Annotated in this window: 7 protein-coding genes and 1 tRNA gene; 6 read left to right on the top strand and 2 right to left on the bottom strand. The window is 62.0% G+C overall.

Features of this window, described 5'->3' with window-relative positions:
- Nucleotides 1-55: 55 nt before the first annotated feature.
- A complete protein-coding gene (locus HMPREF2879_RS03225; RefSeq protein WP_070634806.1) occupies nucleotides 56-4,825 on the top strand; it encodes an ATP-dependent DNA helicase in 4,770 nt (1,589 codons plus the stop codon).
- Nucleotides 4,826-5,844: 1,019 nt separating this feature from the next.
- Here the strand turns inward: HMPREF2879_RS03225 and HMPREF2879_RS03220 are convergent.
- Nucleotides 5,845-6,846, bottom strand: coding sequence for a phosphotransferase (locus HMPREF2879_RS03220; protein ID WP_070541642.1), 1,002 nt, complete (start codon nucleotides 6,844-6,846; stop codon nucleotides 5,845-5,847).
- Between the two features lie 321 nt (nucleotides 6,847-7,167).
- Between HMPREF2879_RS03220 and HMPREF2879_RS03215 the strand changes: the two genes are divergently transcribed.
- The gene (locus HMPREF2879_RS03215) at nucleotides 7,168-9,132 is read left to right on the top strand and encodes an ATP-dependent helicase (RefSeq protein WP_070634805.1); all 1,965 of its coding nucleotides are present in this window, start codon (nucleotides 7,168-7,170) and stop codon (nucleotides 9,130-9,132) included.
- Nucleotides 9,116-9,754: a M48 metallopeptidase family protein gene (locus HMPREF2879_RS03210; protein ID WP_070634804.1), complete on the top strand. Its 639-nt coding sequence runs from the start codon at nucleotides 9,116-9,118 to the stop codon at nucleotides 9,752-9,754. Before HMPREF2879_RS03215 ends, HMPREF2879_RS03210 begins: the two co-directional genes overlap by 17 nt.
- A 165-nt stretch (nucleotides 9,755-9,919) precedes the next feature.
- Here HMPREF2879_RS03210 and HMPREF2879_RS03205 read toward each other — a convergent pair whose 3' ends face one another.
- Entirely contained in the window at nucleotides 9,920-11,383 is a 1,464-nt protein-coding gene (locus HMPREF2879_RS03205) for a zinc-dependent metalloprotease (protein ID WP_070634803.1), read from the bottom strand.
- Nucleotides 11,384-11,680: 297 nt separating this feature from the next.
- Between HMPREF2879_RS03205 and HMPREF2879_RS03200 the strand changes: the two genes are divergently transcribed.
- The 3 genes from HMPREF2879_RS03200 (at nucleotide 11,681) to HMPREF2879_RS03190 (ending at nucleotide 16,739) form a co-directional block, all read left to right on the top strand.
- Nucleotides 11,681-12,904 carry a YlbL family protein gene (locus HMPREF2879_RS03200; RefSeq protein ID WP_070634802.1) on the top strand — a complete coding sequence of 408 codons (1,224 nt, stop codon included), beginning with the start codon at nucleotides 11,681-11,683 and terminating at the stop codon, nucleotides 12,902-12,904.
- Between the two features lie 272 nt (nucleotides 12,905-13,176).
- On the top strand, nucleotides 13,177-16,329 hold the full coding sequence (locus HMPREF2879_RS03195) for a UPF0182 family membrane protein (RefSeq protein WP_070634801.1): 3,153 nt from the start codon (nucleotides 13,177-13,179) through the stop codon (nucleotides 16,327-16,329).
- 333 nt (nucleotides 16,330-16,662) lie between these two features.
- Nucleotides 16,663-16,739: transfer RNA gene (locus HMPREF2879_RS03190), tRNA-Met, on the top strand.
- The last annotated feature ends 555 nt before the right edge of the window (nucleotides 16,740-17,294 follow it).

Raw genomic sequence — 17,294 nt, 5'->3', positions numbered from 1 at the left:
TCGATATCACTCACACCGAACCTCCCATGAGAATGATCCATGAGGAAGAGGAATCATGACTGACTCTGGCGCATATGGCGCTGATATGCAGGGCGCTACTAACCCGGGCGTTACTACCCCCGGCGCTCACCCCGGTTCTGGCACCGGCATGCTCACCCCCGCCCAGTGGTGCGAGCACAATAGCTGGCAGCTGCCCAACGGCGTGCTCTTCTCGGCAGAAGCCGCCGCGAACGACCCCGCGCTGAAGCCTGCCGACTACCGCAGCGCCCTCGACATTGCCGAGATGCTCAACGGTGCCGACGGCAAGAAACCCACCCCCGAGCAGATCCGCATGATTGAGGCGGGCCCCGCCCCGACCCTCGTCATTGCCGGTGCCGGTTCGGGTAAGACCGCGACCATGGTTGACCGCGTGATTTGGCTGGTCGATAACGGTTTTGTGCGCCCTGAAGAGGTGCTCGGCGTGACCTTTACCCGCAAGGCTGCAACCGAGCTGCGCAGTCGTATGCGTGCCGGTCTGAACACTTTGCGCCGTAGCCGCCGCGTCGCCCCGACCGATGAGGAGCTGCGTGAGGGCATCGCTGATCCGACCGTGCTCACCTACCACTCCTACGCGAATAACCTCGTCAAGGAGTACGGCCTGCGCCTGGGCGTGGAGCAGGACGCGCAAATGCTTGGCGATGCGCAGAAGTGGCAGCTTGCCGCGCAGATTGTGCAGTACTGGGAGGGGGAGCTTCCCCTCGATAAGGACGGTGTGCCGGTGTCTGCGGCGACCATGATTAACCAGATGCTGCAGCTCTCTGACGAGTGCGCGGAGCACCTGGTGGAGCCGCAACAGGTTATTGACTTCTGTACCGAGCAGTTGGCGGCTTATGCGGCGGTGCCCGAGCCTCGCCGTGAGACGAAGACTGAGAAGGACATTCAGAAGGTTCAGCGTCTGCTGCGTAACCGCCGAGTGTACGCGCGCATGGCGATGAGCTACGCCCGCGTGAAGGCACGCATGCAGGTGCTGGATTTTGGTGACCTGATGCGCTTTGCCGCCCGCATTGCGGAGGCTGACCCGGCGATCCGCGAGGGTGAGCGTGCCCGCTTCAAGGTGGTTCTGCTGGACGAGTTCCAGGACACTTCGCACGCGCAGATGAGCTTGTTCTCCTCGATTTACGGTGCCGATGAGGCGGCGGGTATTCCGGCGCATCCGGTGATGGCTGTGGGTGACCCGAAGCAGTCGATTTACGGTTTCCGTGGTGCTTCGGACGGCCAGATGTTCAGCTTCTACCGTCATTTCCCAACTAAGCATGTGCGGCCGCTGTTCCTGTCCATCGCGTGGCGTAACGACATTTCGGTGCTGAACGCGGCGAACCACGTGGCGGAGAAGCTGAAGGAGGTTCCCGCGTGGGTGCGTGCCGCCGACGGCGATATTACCGCCGCTCAGGTTCCTGACCTGCGCCCGCGCTGCGCCCTGGTGGGGGAGCCTGGTTCACCCGCTTTTGAGCAGGCTGCCGCGGGCATGGTGGGCCGCGTTGATTTGACGTACCACGACTCTGACCGCGAGGAGGCTGTGGCTATTGCCGAGCGTATTGCGGCGATGCGTGCGCAGGCGGTACGCGAGTATGAGCGCGCCTACGCGGCGCATCGTTCCGGCGATGGTTCGGTGCGTCCGCGTTTGAAGATGCCTGAGATTGCGGTGCTGGCGCGTGTGCACGGTCAGCTGGACCCGATTCGTGTGGAGTGTGAGCGCCTGGGCATTCCGGTGCAGCAGGTGGGTTTGGGCGGTTTGCTCTCCCAGCCGGAGGTTGTGGATTTGGTGTCGGCGTTGCGTGTGCTGGCTGATCCGAACCGTTCGGATGCTCTGGCGCGCCTGCTGACGGGTGCGCGTTGGCGTTTGGGCGCGGCGGATATGTTGGCGCTGGGTGATTGGGCGCAGTCGCTGGTGCGTGAGCGTGAGCGTGCCCTGCGTGAGCAGATGGCGTTGCGTATGCTTGCCGAGGCTGAAGACGCCGACGACGCTGCTGCTATCAACCTGCAGGCAGAGCACCTGCGTGCCGCCCAGGAGCGCCTGGACGAAACCCTCAAGGGCGCGGTGGAGGATTCCTCCGGCTACGCCTCCCTGATTGAGGCGGTGGAGAACCTGCCGCAGGACGGCGCGGACGGCGAACCCCTCTACGGTGAGCAGTACCGCGGCCGCCGTTTCTCCCCGGCGGCACTGGAGCGTCTGCGTGCTTTTGCCGAGCAGATGCGCGTGCTGCGTGCCGGTTTGAGCGAGGATTTGGGCACGCTACTGTACGAGATTGAGCGGACCATGCTGCTGGATATTGAGCTGGCGGTCCGCCCGGGTACCGACCCGCTGGGTTCACGCGCGAACCTGGACGCTTTCCACGAGGTGGCCGCCGCCTACGGCATGTCGGCGCCGCGTATTAACGCGATGATTTACGCCGGCTCTGACGGCGTGAGCGCGGAGGAAGGCGACCCGGGTGCGCGCCGCTTCCTGCTGTCTTCGGGCGGCGTGAGCTACGTGATGGGCTTCCTCGCGTGGCTTGAGCGTGCCGATGACGAGGAGAAGGGCCTGGCGCTGGGCGCCGTCGAACCTGACCCGAACGCGGTGCAGCTGATGACCATGCACGCGGCGAAGGGCCTGGAGTGGGATCATGTGCTTCTGCCGGGCCTGTGCGGTAGCGCGACCGGCGGGCAGACCCCGAACCTGTGGCAGATGTCGGCTAATACGGCTCTGCCCTGGCCGCTGCGTGGCGACCGCGAGTACCTTCCCTCGATCCTTGAGACCCCGGAGGAGATTACCGCCTTCGAGAAGGCGAAGGACCTTGAAGACTACCTGGCCGAGCATAAGGATGATGCCGCCGAGCATGCCGGCATGGAGGATCGCCGCCTCATGTACGTGGCGATGACCCGTGCCCGTAACCTGCTGGCGTTGAGCGCCTACCGCTGGAAGAGCGCCGCTATGCTCCCCCTGCCGGTGCAGCCCTTCTGGGAGGAGCTGATGGAGATGCTTTTCAAGTCGCTCTTCGACATGGGCACCCCCACGGTAGATGCGCCCTCTGTGCGCTTCGAAGAGACGATGGATACCCCCTGGGCGGCACCGCAGCTGGTGGGCATGGGCCTGTCGTACACGATGCCGAATCCCGCCGATAAGCGCAAGAAGGTGCACCTGAACCATGTGCGCCGTTGGGCTGAGCAGCTGGCTGAGTCGAAGTACCGCCTGACCGAGCCGGTGGCCCTGGTGCACGGTACGGTCGTGGATCCTTCGAACCTGCCGCCCGCCCCCGATGAGGCGGCACTGCTGGAAGAGCTGGAACTCTACCCCGTAGACGCCGACGAGCTAATCCCCGTACAGGCGGAGGCGCGCGCGAACGCTCGGGCAAAATACGCCGAGCAGGTGCAACGCTACGCGTGGGCGCTGGTTGAGGCTATGGCTCCCGCCCTCGCGCAGGATTGGCAGCTGGCGGCTCCTTCCGTACGAGCACGCACCGTGGCGGAGAACTGTACCCGCCTGAACCTGCCGGTGCCCGAATGGATTATCGAAGCCACCGAGCGGGAGAAATGGCGTGAGGCGCAACCGCCTCAGCCCGGTTTCTCACCGACGGTGGCGGCGGCGCTGCCGATTGAGGTGCGCGGCCAGTTCGCCCAGAAGAACTACGAGGACAGGAACCCGAACCTGGGTGCGGTGCTGACCGCTATGTGGCCTTTCGACCCGCTGGAGCGCCCCGTGATTTGGCGTTGGGCTTCTGACGATGCTCTCAACCGGGGCACGGAGGCGATGCTTCGCCGCGGCCAGCACGAGAACCTGCAACGTGAGATTGCGATTAACTCCTCGAGCCGTCGTGAGGCGGTGGAGCGCGCCGCCCTGGCGGTGGAGCTCGCCGTTGGCGCGGGGGAGGATGACCCGCAGCAGGGCGCGGAGGTCGTAGCGGGGGAGAGCGCAAACCACCCTGCATCCGCCGCACCCGCTACACACGGCGAGTCCGCCATTCCCGAATCCCTGCGCCAGCAGGCGGTGGACTGGGAACGCGAAGCCGACCTGCTACTGCTCATGATGGGCCAGACCGACCCGGTGCTGAGCGAGCAGCTGCCAGGGCACCTGTCCGCATCCACGTTCATCCGCCTGAGCGAGGACCCGCAGGGCACGGTGCATCAGCTGATGCGCCCGGTGCCTCAGCGTCCCTCGCGTGCGGCAACAATTGGTACGGCGGTGCACGCGCTGATTGAGGAGCACTTCGGGGTGGCGCCGAGCGCCGACCCGCTGGAGGCGCCCGATGCGGAGGACACGGTGGGCGTTGACCTGCCGGGTTCTGCTACCGCCACTGCCGCCTCCACCGCGCCGGCTGATCTGCAGGAACAGGAGCAGGACGAGTTCACCTTCGAGGACGCCTACGAAGAATCCGAGAGCGAACTGGAAGCCTCCGTTCAGCGCCTCTGGGAGCGCTTCGCCAACAGCGAGTGGGGCAGCGATGAGTGGAAGGAACGCATCTGGGCGGTCGAGTACCCGGTCGAAACCCACATCGAGGGTCTAAGCCTGCGCGGCCGTATCGACGCGGTGTTCCGCACCGAGGATACGGACGGCGAACGCTGGGTCCTGGTGGACTGGAAGAGCGGTTCCCGCCCGAAGATGTCGACCATGCAGTCTCGACGCTTCCAGCTGGGTCTGTACCGTATCGCGTTCTCCCGCATTATGGGCGTGGACCCGGAGCGTATCAGCACCGTGTTCGTGTACCTGGGCGGCAAGGGCGTTGCGGAGGTGTGGGATCACCAGATCCGCGGCGGCCTGCCCTCGGAGGCGCAGCTGGCGAAGGTGATCCGCGAGGCGCGCAAGGGCTAGGTAGCGGATCTCAACAGCGAATCTCCCAGCGCCGGGCGGGCGGCGCTCGCGTGCTAGCGCTTACTGTCACCGAATAGAGAAAAGCAGCTCACGTAGGCGTTGCGCCTCGTGAGCTGCTTTTCTGCGCGGACTTTTACGGTTAATGGCAGAGGACGCCTCTTCACCCCACTGCATTAGGGTGATGAGGCGTCCTCAGCCGCTGAAGAACTATAGAGGTACTTCGTGCCCTCGCACGCTCCGGGAAAGAATCGCGCCGAACGACTGCCGCTCTCGCGGCCTCACTCGCGCCGCCGGCGCCCCGTGGGGTTTGCGTGCGTCTTTACTCTCAAACACAACCTCGAAAGTAACTCTATAGATTTCTGCCATCGGTGATTGGTTGCGCGGTGCATGAATCCGGCTCGGGTCTGACATGACCGGTCAGGGTCCCGTCCAATCTGTCTCCCCAATTTATCGCTGCCACGATATCAGCGCTGGTCAGTGCGCTATGGGGAGTGTGTCCGCTGGTATTCTCGCGGCACAGCAAAAGTATTCCAGGAGTTTTTGAAAAAATCTACAGGGTAAGTTTTTACCCTAAAATGCACTATTTTGAGCATAGTTCAAGGTGAAGTTGAGACTCTGTGGACTCCCGAGGTCAAAAGTTGGTTCATGTGGGTTTGTGGCGTATTTGCACCCGGGAAATATTGTGAATGGCGCCTTTAGCGCACCTTCAAGTCTCAGCCTTAATCTGAGTCATTCATGCACAAAAATGCAAAACTGGTGCTCAAAAGGTGAGGGGAAACACTTAAAGAAATTTCGGCAAAAAGCCCACTAAAGCCCCTCCACTAGCCCTTATAGGCATCATCCCGTCGGTTTGACAGACAGTCAGGAGAGCAGGTTTCACCGGGCGCGAGTCAGCGGATATACAACCCAGTAGGTACAGTTCAGCCCCGCAGCGCAGTACTGCGGGGCTGAACTGAAAATCTAGCTGAACCGAAAACCTATGCGGTAAGTAGCAACCTAACAGCTACCCGACCCAATACCTACTCGGTGGGGCCGACTAGCGGGCCGACCTCCTCCTGTCCGAGCAGTTCGCCGGAGGCACGCAGGTCGTCCTGAATGTCCAGGAGCATGGACACTGCGTGGGTTGCGCCGTCGCGGTCGCCAACCTCCACGGTGTGGGTGAGCCATTGGGCGATCGCGAACTCTGCGTAGAAGTTCGCGCGCTGCGCCAGGTAGGCGTCGGGCAGTTGAGGCATCTGCTGGCGGTACACCTCGATTGCCTCGTCGGTGAAGTCGATGTCCTGGCAGGAGTACAGCCAGGCGAAGTCCTGCGCGGGGTCGCCCACGTGCACATCGGACCAGCCGGTGACCTCCACGATGCGCGCCGTCGAGGGCGTTACGTGCAGTACGAGGTTCTCGGCGCCCATGTCACCGTGGACCACGCGCGGGCGGAACTGCCACATGGGTCCGGGGGAAAGCACGGTACGCCAGTGCGCGAGCAGGTCGGCGGGCACCTTGCCGGTTGCGGCGGCACGCTCGAGCTCAGCGTTCTTGCGCAGGCGAATCTGCTCCGAAGAGTAGGAGGGCAGATCGGCTTCGTAAATAATGTCTTCGGGCATCACGTGCAGGGTCGCGATGTCCTTGGCGATGATGGATGCCAGGGAGGGGCGGTTCGCCGCAACTTCGCGGCGGCTCAGCTCGGCGAGCTGGTCCACGTCGTAGATGGTGCCGGGGATGTGCGTGTACACGAACACGTTGCCGCCCGCGTAGGGTACGGTGCCGGCGACGGTGGGTACGGCGAAGGGCAGTCGTGCGCGCAGGCCGGGGCTGAACGACTGCAGGATGAGGTGTTCAGCTTCCAGACGCATGCTGGCGTCGGGGCGGCGCGGGGCGCGCACTCGCCAGCGGCGACCGGTGGAGTCGGCGATGATTGCCGAGTCGAAGTCGTCGCTGTCTTCGCGAACCGGTTCGGCACCGACGGGGTAAATCCCGGGCACTCCGGCGGAGACAATGGCTGCTAGCTGAAGGGGAGATAAAGTCACGGGTTAAGGTTACCAAACCAATGTGTGCCGTTTAGTAGTTTTTGGGATCTTTATGCCAAGTGGTGAAGATACTCGTGGACAAGCCTAAACGTGCTCGCTTGCGCAGCCCGTTGAGCTTCTACTTGCCCACTCCAAAAAGAGGCGGGTTCCTCACGCCCTGAATGAAAGCAGCAGCTAAGAAGCCGCGGCAGGTCTGGAGAACACAGTCTGGGAGAATACAATGGAAGACCGGCTATCACCGCCTCGCGCGCCCGCATATCCATATGTCCAGCGCGAGCGCATGCCGCCTGCCCGTACCGCCCGCCTTACTGATGGAGCATTATGACCGCCACACCTCAGCAGCCTCAGCATATGATCTCCGCAGACGATATCCTCGCCGGGCTTGACCCTGATCAGCGTGCGGTCGCCACCGAGCTGGACGGCCCCATGCGCGTGCTGGCGGGTGCCGGTACCGGTAAGACCCGCGCGATTACGCACCGCATCGCCTACGGTATTGCGATCGGTCGCTACCAGGGCCCGCGCGTACTCGCCCTGACCTTCACCCTGCGCGCGGCGGAGGAGATGCGTACCCGCCTGCACCAGCTGGGTGCGCACGGCGTGCAGGCGCGTACCTTCCACTCGGCGGCGCTGCGTCAGCTGGCGTATTTCTGGCCGCAGGTGGTGGGCGGTACGTTCCCGTCCATCGTGCAGAATAAGGCAGCGCTCATTACGGAGGCGGCGAACCGTCTGCGCATCAGCACGGACCGTTCCCTGTTGCGTGATTTGGCGTCGCTGATTGAGTGGGCGAAGGTTCAGCTGCTCACCCCGGATACCATCATGCAGCGTCTGAGCGAGAAGCAGCTGCCTTCGGCGGTTACCCCGCAGAATATGCAGCGTATTTTCCAGGCGTATGAGGATTTGAAGGATGAGCGTAACCTCATCGATTTTGAGGACGTGCTGCTGCTGACCATCGCCATGCTGGAGGAGGATGAGAAGCTCGCCGCGACCGTCCGCAACCAGTACCGCCATTTTGTGGTGGACGAGTACCAGGACGTGTCCCCACTGCAGCAGCGTCTGCTGGATGTGTGGCTGGGCGGCCGCGACGATATTTGCGTGGTGGGCGACGCCTCCCAGACAATTTACTCTTTTACCGGCGCGACCAGCCGTTACCTGCTGGATTTTGCGCGCCGGTACCGTGGCGCGCATACGGTGAAGTTGACCCGCGACTACCGCTCCCATTCGCAGGTGGTGGAGTTGGCGAACCGCCTGTTGGCGGCGCGTCGTCCGCATCCGGATTCGAGCCCGCATTCGTGGGCGCCGCCGCTGGAGCTGATGTCTCAGCGCGGCCCCGGCGTGGATGTGGAGTGGTTCGGCTATGCCGACGATGAGCAGGAGGCGGCCGGCATTGCCGAGGATATCCGCGACCTGATTGAGAAGGACGGCGTGCCGCCTTCGGAGATTGCGGTGCTGTTCCGCACGAACGCGCAGTCGGCGGCGATTGAGTCTGCGCTGGCTGCCGCCCATATTCCGTACCAGCTGCGTGGCGCGGAGCGTTTCTTTGAGCGCCCCGAGGTCAAGCAGGCGATGCTTGCCCTGCGCGGTTCGGCGAAGTCCACGGACGGTACCGAGGACGTCACCCGCTACACCCGCGATGTGCTCGGCGGCCTCGGCTATAAGGAGGAAGGCCCCCTTTCGGGAGGCGCCACCCGCCAGAAGTGGGAGTCCCTCGCCGCCCTGGTGCACATGGTGGACATGATGGCGCAGCACCGCCAAGAGCAGCTTCAGGAGCACCGCGCGAACCCGCGCCCGGGCGTGCCCGAGCCGCTACCTTTGACCATGCACGAGGTGGTGGCGACCCTGAACCACCGTAGCGAATTCAACGACGCACCGCAGGTCAACGGCGTAACCCTCGCCTCCCTGCACGCGGCTAAGGGCCTGGAGTGGGACGCCGTGTTCCTGTGCGGCCTGAACGAGGGCCTCATGCCCATCACCTTTGCGACCACCCCGGACGAGGTGGATGAGGAGCGCCGCCTGCTGTACGTGGGCATTACGCGCGCCCGCAAGTACCTGTGGTTGACCTGGACGATGACCCGCACCGTGGGCGGTCGCGGTCAGCGGAAGCGTTCGCGTTTCCTGGACGATATTGATCCGGCGAAGCGCCGCCGCAGGGCTGAGAGCGTCGGCTCCTCGTATAGCCAGGCTCGCTCGGCGCAGGATCGCTCGGCTCAGTCCCGTTCGGCTCAGCCTCGTGCCACGCAGCCCCGCCGTTCGTCGAAGGGAAGAGGAGACTATGGCTCAGCGTTTTAAGCGTGAGATTCTGCCCGCCACCGAGGACCGCCCGCAGATTGAGCTGGTCCGCTCGGCGCGCCGCACCCGCACCATCAGCATGCAGCGTGATGGCGTGGACGAGCACGGCAATCCCGCCTACCGCCTGCTCATTCCGGCTGCGAGTACGAGCGAGGAGATTGACGAGCATATTGCCCGCCTGCTGCCGCGCATTCAGCGTCGTGCCGCCCGCCGTGAGCGTGCCACGCAGCTGACGGTCACGGACGAGTACCTGCGTTCCCGCGCTCTGCACCTGGCGCAGAAGAACCTGCCGGAGCTGGTTGCCTCGGGCAGGTTGGAGAAGCTGTCGATTCGCTGGGTGAGCAACCAGCGTCAGCGCTGGGGCTCGGCAACCTACGCGAACACACAGATCCGCATCTCCTCGGAGCTGCAGGGCGTGCCCGAGTACGTGCTGGATTCGGTGATTCACCACGAGCTCTGCCACCTGCTGCAGCCGAATCATTCGGCGGCGTTCCGTGCCCTGGAGGCGCGTTACCCGCAGCTGCTGCGGGCGCAGGCCTACCTGGAGGGGTACGCGCTGGGGCGCTCGCGTGCGGAGGGCGAAGGTGCTGAGGGTGAACGCGGCGAAAACAGCGCCGGCTAAAATCCCGCCGACTAAAATCCAGCCAGCTAACGCGCTTCCCGAAAATCAAAGAATCAAAAACCAAACGAAACACTCGAGCGGGGGTGGCTTGTATATTCACAAGCCACCCCCGCTCGACTGTCAGCTATTTACTTTTGTCACTGCTCAGCTTTACTTCGCTCAGCTCTACTTTTCTTCGGGCGCGTCGCCGAAGCCGCCGTCCAGCAGCTTCTGCAGCTCTGAGTCGAAGTCCACGTCGTCCAGGCTGATTTCGTTCATGCGTGCATCGTATGCGGTGAAGTCTTCCAGCTCGGCGGGGGTGGGCAGGGTCTCCGGGGTGTCCCAGAGGCCGTCGCGTGCCTCAATGCCGTGGGCGTTTTCGTACCAGCGCCAGAACTGCTGTGCCTCACGCACCAGGCGCGGGCGCAGTTCCAGACCGACCAGGTTCTCGAAGACCTGCTCGCTGGGGCCACCGTCGATGCGGCGGCGCGCCATGATTTCGGTCAGCTGCGGTGCCTTGGGCAGGTTGCGGGTCGCGTCCTCGGTTACGACGGATACCCAACCCTCGATGAGCGCAAGCAGACCCTCCAGGCGCTGCACCGCCAGTTCCTGGTCTTCGGTGCGCTGGGGGCTGAACATGCCGCCTTCGAATGCTTCCTGTACGGCGTCGGGGTTGCTCATGTCCACCTGGGATGCGGCGTCCTGCATGCGGTTCATGTCCACACGAATGCCGCGGGCGTATCGCGCCACGAGCTGGACCAGGTCTTCACGTAGCCAGGGGTTTGCCTTGTGCAGGCGAATCAGCGCGGATTCACGCACGGCAAGGTAGAGCAGAACTTCCTGAGAGGGCACCTCGATGCTTTCGGCGAGCTGCTGGTAGCCGTTGGGCAGCAGGGCGGAGGAGCCCGGCGCGAGCGGGAAACCAACGTCGGTGGAGGAGTACACCTCACCGGCGAGCTGCGCGAGCGCCTGCGCCATCTGCGCACCAAAAATCACGGAACCAATATTGTTCAGGAAGCCGCTGTTGAGAATCTGAGAGATTTCTTCGGGCACGTCTTCGGGGGCGCCGGGCATGACCATGGACTGGGTGACTTCGGCTGCGACCGGCTCAACCATTTCGCGCCAGGAATCGAAGGAATGCTCCACCCATTCCGCCTTGGACCACGCCTGCACCGGATAGTTGTGGCGCTCAACGGTGGTCACCGCGTCCAGCCAGAGGTCGGCGAGGTTCGCCGCGTCTTCTACGGCGCGCTTGAGGTTTTCGGGTACGGAGGGGTCTTCGCCCATGGAGGCGAGCATCTGGCGGGTCTGGTTCTTCACGCTATCCCAGTTCACGCCGCTGGGGCTGTCGGATGCGCCCGCGCCGGAGAACATCGCCTGCACCTGCGCGAACATGCTCTGCATCATGGCGGGGTCAAAGCTCATGCCCATGTTCTTCAGGTCTTCGGGGTCGATGCTGATGCCGAAGGGGTTCTGGCCGCCTTCGCCGAAGAGCGCGCTGAAGGGGTTCTGTGCGTTGGAGGAGGCGCCCTTGCCGCCCTGGCCGGTTGCCCCAGCGGAGGGGTCGAAGCCCTGCTCCTGCATCTTCTTAATGAATTCTTCGAGGGGGTCGCGCTCGTTGGAGGCGCCGCCGGTGGGGTTCTCAGACATGTAGAAGCCTTTCGTAATCCGGGGGTGGGCGCAGCTGGCCCGCTCGCTGTCCAGCCTACCGATTTTTGCTGAGAATTTCCCGTGCCATTGCTGTGGAAGCGGGTTAATCAGCTAAGGGCTCACAAGCTTGTCTTTGGGGCCGGGGTTTGGGAGTTTTTTCGTGCCGCTGTCACCGTGCGGTGCTGATAAAGCGCGGTGCGGGTCGGAACGTAAACGCCTCCTGGGGCTCTATTTTTAGCGGGGTAACGGTGCCCGCCCGCGTGTTGAAAAGCAGGTTTATCCGGTACTGTAGAAACCATGACTAAGTCCACCCCTGATGCTGAGCAACAGTCGAACGCCGCCTCCGCGAGCGTGAAGAGTAATGAGAAGGCGGCTAAGCGCCGTTCGCGTTTTGCGCCGCACCGCGTGAACTTGCGTTCGGTGAGCGCTGTGGCGACGTGCGCCCTGCTGGCTGGTGCTTTTGTTCTGCCCAGTTCCTATGTGAAGGAGGGCCCCGGCCCGCTCTTTGATGTGCTCGGAACGTACCAGGAGAAGGACGTCATTGAGGTTTCTGGCGCGCCCAGCTATAAGACGTTCGGCAAGATGAACATGACCACGGTGTCGGTTTCGGGCGGCCCGTACACGGAGCTGTCCGGCGCGGAGGCGTTCTACGGCTGGTTGGCGTTTGACGGTAACCGCAGCCTCGTGGTGCCGACCGATGCCCTGTACCCGCACGTGAGCCATGAGCAGGCGACGGCGGCGACCGGCGCGCAGATGGCTGATTCGCAGACTCAGGCGAAGGTCGCGGCGATGCGCCAGCTGAAGATGGCGGTAACTGAGAAGGTTCAGGTGCTTTCCACGGTGGAGGGTTCCCCGGCGGCGAGCGCGCTGAAGGCTGATGACCGCATCGTGAAGGTGGGGGAGAAGCAGATTGAGACCCTTACCGATGTTCCGAAGGCGGTAAACGCCTCGAACGGCTCGCCGATTGATGTGACCGTGGAACGTGACGGCACGCAGCAGACATTCAAGCTGACCCCGGTTCGTTCCAGTGACGATAGCCGCTGGATTCTGGGCGCGGGTTTGAAGCAGAGCTATGACCTGCCGGCGCACGTGCAGTACAACCTGGACGGTGTGGGCGGCCCGAGCGCGGGTCTGATGCTGGCGCTGGGCACGGTCGATAAGCTGAGCGAGGGTACTTTGCTCGCCGATGAGGACGCCGGAGGCGACCCGTACCGCAGCTACATTTCGGGTACCGGCACGATTGATGCTGACGGTAAGGTCGGCGCAATTGGCGGCATTAAGTACAAGATTTTGGCGACGGGCCGTTACGGTGCGCGTTATTTCTTGGCGCCGAGGGAGAACTGCGATTCGATTGTGAAGATGCAGGCTGAGGACCCGGCACTGTTCAACTACTATCACGCAGGCCAGGTCAAGGGCGAGATGGTGGTAATCCCTGTCTCAACCCTGGATGAGGCGGTGAAGACGGTGGAGGCGATTAAGTCCGGCACCCCGGATGATTCCCTGTCCCGCTGCGGCTCCTAACGTAACGTTTCTCTCCGCGAGGTTCTCACCCGTATAGCGTAGAAGTCAGCCCCGGTACATGCGGTACCGGGGCTGTTCTGCGCCCTATTCTCTGTCCTCGTCTGCGTCTCCGTAATCCTCGCCAGCACCTCTCACCTCAGCATTTCGCGTCCCAAAACCTCTCAACCCGGTCATATTTCGCCCCGAGCTTCTACGAGGTTCTGCCCTTCTGCGTCACCTCTGAGATACTTAAAGGCAGTTATTTTCTCTGAACGTATGATGAGCGAGGAATTGTGTCTGAGTCGACCAATAACACCGCGCATCCCAAGCCGACGAAGCCTGCCCCCAAGCGCCGTAGCCCCCTGAAGGCAACGATTGCTGTGGTGGCGGTGCTTATTGCTGCTTTTGTGGGTGCGTCCCAGGTGTACACGGACTGGCTGTGGTTTGATCAGCTGGGTTATAGCACCGTGTTCACTACCCAGATTTTGTTGAAGGCTGCCGTGTTTGTTGTGGCTGCCGTGGTGATTGCTGTGCCGCTGTGGGCTTCGATGTCCTATGCGGTTCGTCATGCTGATGTGGCGCCCGCGTCCGAGAAGAAGCCGCAGGAGGCGCCGAACCCGAATCAGAGCGTGCCGACCAGCGGTACGGATGCAGCCGAGCAGATGCTGCGTGACGTGTTCGGTCAGCAGCGTGCTGAGGAGAGCATGCGCCGCTACCACGAGAGCGTGGATAAAGCGCGTAAGGTTCTGCTGATCGCGGTTCCGCTGCTGTTGGGTCTGTTCATTGCTTCGGCGACGATGACCCAGTGGAGCACCGTCGCGCTGTTCTTCAATCAGCAGTCCTTCGGTAAGACTGACCCCGAGTTCGGCATGGATTACGGGTTCTTCCTGTTTGCGTTGCCGTTCTTCCGCATGGTGGTGACTCTGGTGACCTCCGCTGTAGTGCTGTCGGCGCTCGCGGGCCTGTTCATGCACTACTTCTACGGCGGTATTAAGGTGCAGCCGGGCGGTGTGAGTACTACCGTGGCGTTCCGTCGTCACGCTGCAATTGTGGCGGCTGCGTTCTTGCTGACTCGTGCGGTGAGCTTCTGGCTGGACCGTTATTCGTCGACTCAGCAACAGGCGGGCCGCTGGGCTGGCGCAATGTACACGGATGTGAACTCGTCGATTCCGGTGAACGCTATTTTGGCGATTTCTGCTTTGCTGGTGGCGATCATGTTTATGGTGGCTGCTTCGATGAATCGTTGGCGTCTGCCGCTGATTAGCACCGCGATGCTGGTGATTGTTGCCGTGGTTGCTGGTGGCCTGTACCCGTGGATTGTTCAGCGTTTCCAGGTGGTTCCGAATGAGCAGGGTGCTCAGGCGAAATTCATTCAGCGCAATATTGATGCGACCCGTTACGCGTACGGTCTGGACAAGATTGAGACCACTCCGTATGACGCGACGATTGATACCCGCGCCGGTGCGTTGAGCTCTTCGAGCGCGACCATTGCGAATATCCGTCTGTTGGATCCGAATGTTGTGTCCTCGGCGTTTGCTCAGATGCAGCAGTTCCGCCCGTACTACCGTTTTGATTCGCAGCTGTCGGTGGACCGCTATTCGGTGGGTAACACCACGCAGGATACGGTGTTGGCGGCTCGTGAGCTGAACCCGGCGCAGACGAGCGGCGATTCTTGGTATAACCGCCACGTGGTGTACACCCACGGTTACGGTGTGATTGCCGCGTACGGTAACCAGGTGGATTCTGCGGGTAACCCGAAGTTCTTGCAGTCCGGTATTAAAGCGACCGGTACCCTGAGCGAGGATTATGAGCCGCGTATTTACTTTGGCATGAGCTCGCCGGAGTACTCGATTGTGGGCGGTAAGGGCGACACCCTGGAGCTGGACCGTCCGCTTTCCGCTGAGGAAACCAACGCCTCCGATGCGAAGTACACTTTCGCCGGTTACGGTGGTCCTCGCGTTGATTCGCTGCTGGCTCGCCTGTCCTACGCGATTAAGTTCCAGTCCTCTGACATTCTGCTTTCGGACGCGGTGCGTGAGGGTTCGCAGATTCTGTACGAACGCAACCCGCTCGATCGTGTGCGTAAGGTGGCGCCGTACCTGAGCGTGGATTCTAAGCCGTACCCGGCGATTGTGAATAACCGCGTGCAGTGGATTGTGGATGCTTACACTACGAGCGATCAGTTCCCCTACGCGCAGGGTAGCTCCCAGGATGCGGCAACCGCTGCGGGTGCTCAGCGTTCTAACTCGGTGAACTACATCCGTAACTCGGTGAAGGCTACTGTGGATGCGTATGACGGTTCGGTGACCCTGTACGCGTGGGATGAGGAGGATCCGGTGCTGAAGGCGTGGCAGGGTGTTTTCCCTGGCACGGTGAAGAGCTACCGTGAGATGAACGCTTCGCTGATGAGTCACGTGCGTTACCCGACTGACATGTTCAATATTCAGCGCACCATGCTGAATAAGTACCACGTGACGAACGCGAATAGCTTCTACGCCGGTGACGATGTCTGGTCGATTCCGAACGACCCGACCAATGATCGTAACCAGCCGATTTCGCCCTACTACCTGTCCTTGCAGATGCCCGGGGATTCTCGTGCGCACTTCTCGTTGACGACCACGTTCATTCCTCAGCAGAGCGATTCGAACTCTCGTAACGTGATGTACGGCTTCCTTGCCGCTAATGGTGATGCCGGTACCGGTAAGGACGGCGAGCGTAGTGCTGATTACGGCAAGCTACGCCTGCTGGAGTTGCCGCGTTCTTCGGTGGTTCCCGGCCCCGGCCAGGCTCAGAACATTTTCAACTCTGATGCTGAGGTGTCGAACCAGCTGAACCTGCTGCGCCGCGGTTCGTCTGAGGTTATTAACGGCAATATGCTGACTCTGCCGGTGGGCGGCGGCATGCTGTACGTTCAGCCGGTGTACGTGCAGTCGAGCGGTGACGCTAAGTACCCGCGTCTGCAGCGTGTGCTGGTGAGCTTCGGCGATAAGGTCGGTTTCGCTCCGACTCTGGAGGAGGCGCTGAACCAGGTGTTCGGTGGCTCTTCGGGTGCGAAGCTGGACGGTTCGGCGTCGGCTAGCCCCTCGCCTTCGGCTTCTGGCTCCTCGGGTACTTCGGGCGCTTCGACCGGAGGTTCTTCTGCTTCGCAGTCTTCGGAGCTGAAGCAGGCTCTGACGGATGCCTCGAAGGCGATGACCGATGCTGATGCGGCGATGAAGAAGGGCGACTGGGCTGCCTACGGTGAGGCTCAGAAGCGTCTGGAGGCAGCCGTGAAGAAGGCTCTGGAGGCTGAGGAGGCGCAGAGCGCGGCTTCTGCTAAGGCTTCTGCATCGGCAGCGCCCAGTGCCTCTGCGGCTCCGAGCGCCTCTGCAGCTCCCAGTGCCGCGGCTTCTGCAAGCGCCCCCGCAAGCGCGAAGCCCAGCGCCAGCGCCTCGGCTTCTCGCTAAGCCTAAGAGACAGCGGGGGAGTAGCGCATACCGGATGCTCAGGGATCGGATGTCCACGGGTCTAGCGTCCTCGCTCTAGATCCGGGGCCTGCACTGGATACGGCTCCTACCGACTAGCTCTAGCGGTCTCTGCGGGAACATCTCTGCGGGAACGGGGTGGAAGTGATTCACTTCCACCCCGTTCCTGTATGTTCTACCCCTGGCACTGCCCCGTAGCCCCTATTCCTACCCAACTGCTTTCTACCCAACAGCCCCTATTTTTGTGTGCTTGGTTACAAATCGCGTTTTTGGCTTGCATGCCCGGTTTGGGGTCTGTATAGTTGTATGAGTCGCCGCGGGGTGGAGCAGTTCGGTAGCTCGCCGGGCTCATAACCCGGAGGTCGCAGGTTCAAATCCTGTCCCCGCAACCAGAAAAACCCGGTATCTCAACGAAAAGTCGCTGAGATACCGGGTTTTGTTTTGCCCTGACGAGACCGAATCCCTATGTTATTCCCTACCTTTCAGCCAAACTCAGGCCCGTCGTCGAGGTGGGGGGAGGGGGGACTATCACCCAACATCGAGGACTATCATCCAACGCCCCTTCGGGGCGTATGACTATCTTCGCTCGTGCATGATCTCGTGGGAGGGAGGTTGCAGAGGAGGATTTTCACCGCCTAATCGGCGTTGATACCGGCTGTTTACCGCCTGAAAATGCAAAAGCGGTATAGCATTTTCCCTCGTATCTCAACCGAATCCCAACCCTTTACCGCCTTCACCGCCTAAAACCGAAAACTTTTATATATACACACGCATATGTAGGAAGATGAACACTCGCGTGTACACTTTTTAGAAATTAGGCGGTAGAGGCGGCAACACACTATGTTTTGACTGATATACCAACGTTTTCGATATACCGCTTAGCCTCAAACAGGCGGTAACTAAGCGGTGAAAGAGTAGCGTCCCGCATAGTGGTGTAACCGTGGGTG

Source organism: Rothia sp. HMSC069C04, from assembly GCF_001812895.1.
Lineage (GTDB): Bacteria > Actinomycetota > Actinomycetes > Actinomycetales > Micrococcaceae > Rothia.
Note: the sequence above shows the minus strand (reverse complement) of the source record. Positions and strands in the feature narration are given on the sequence as shown.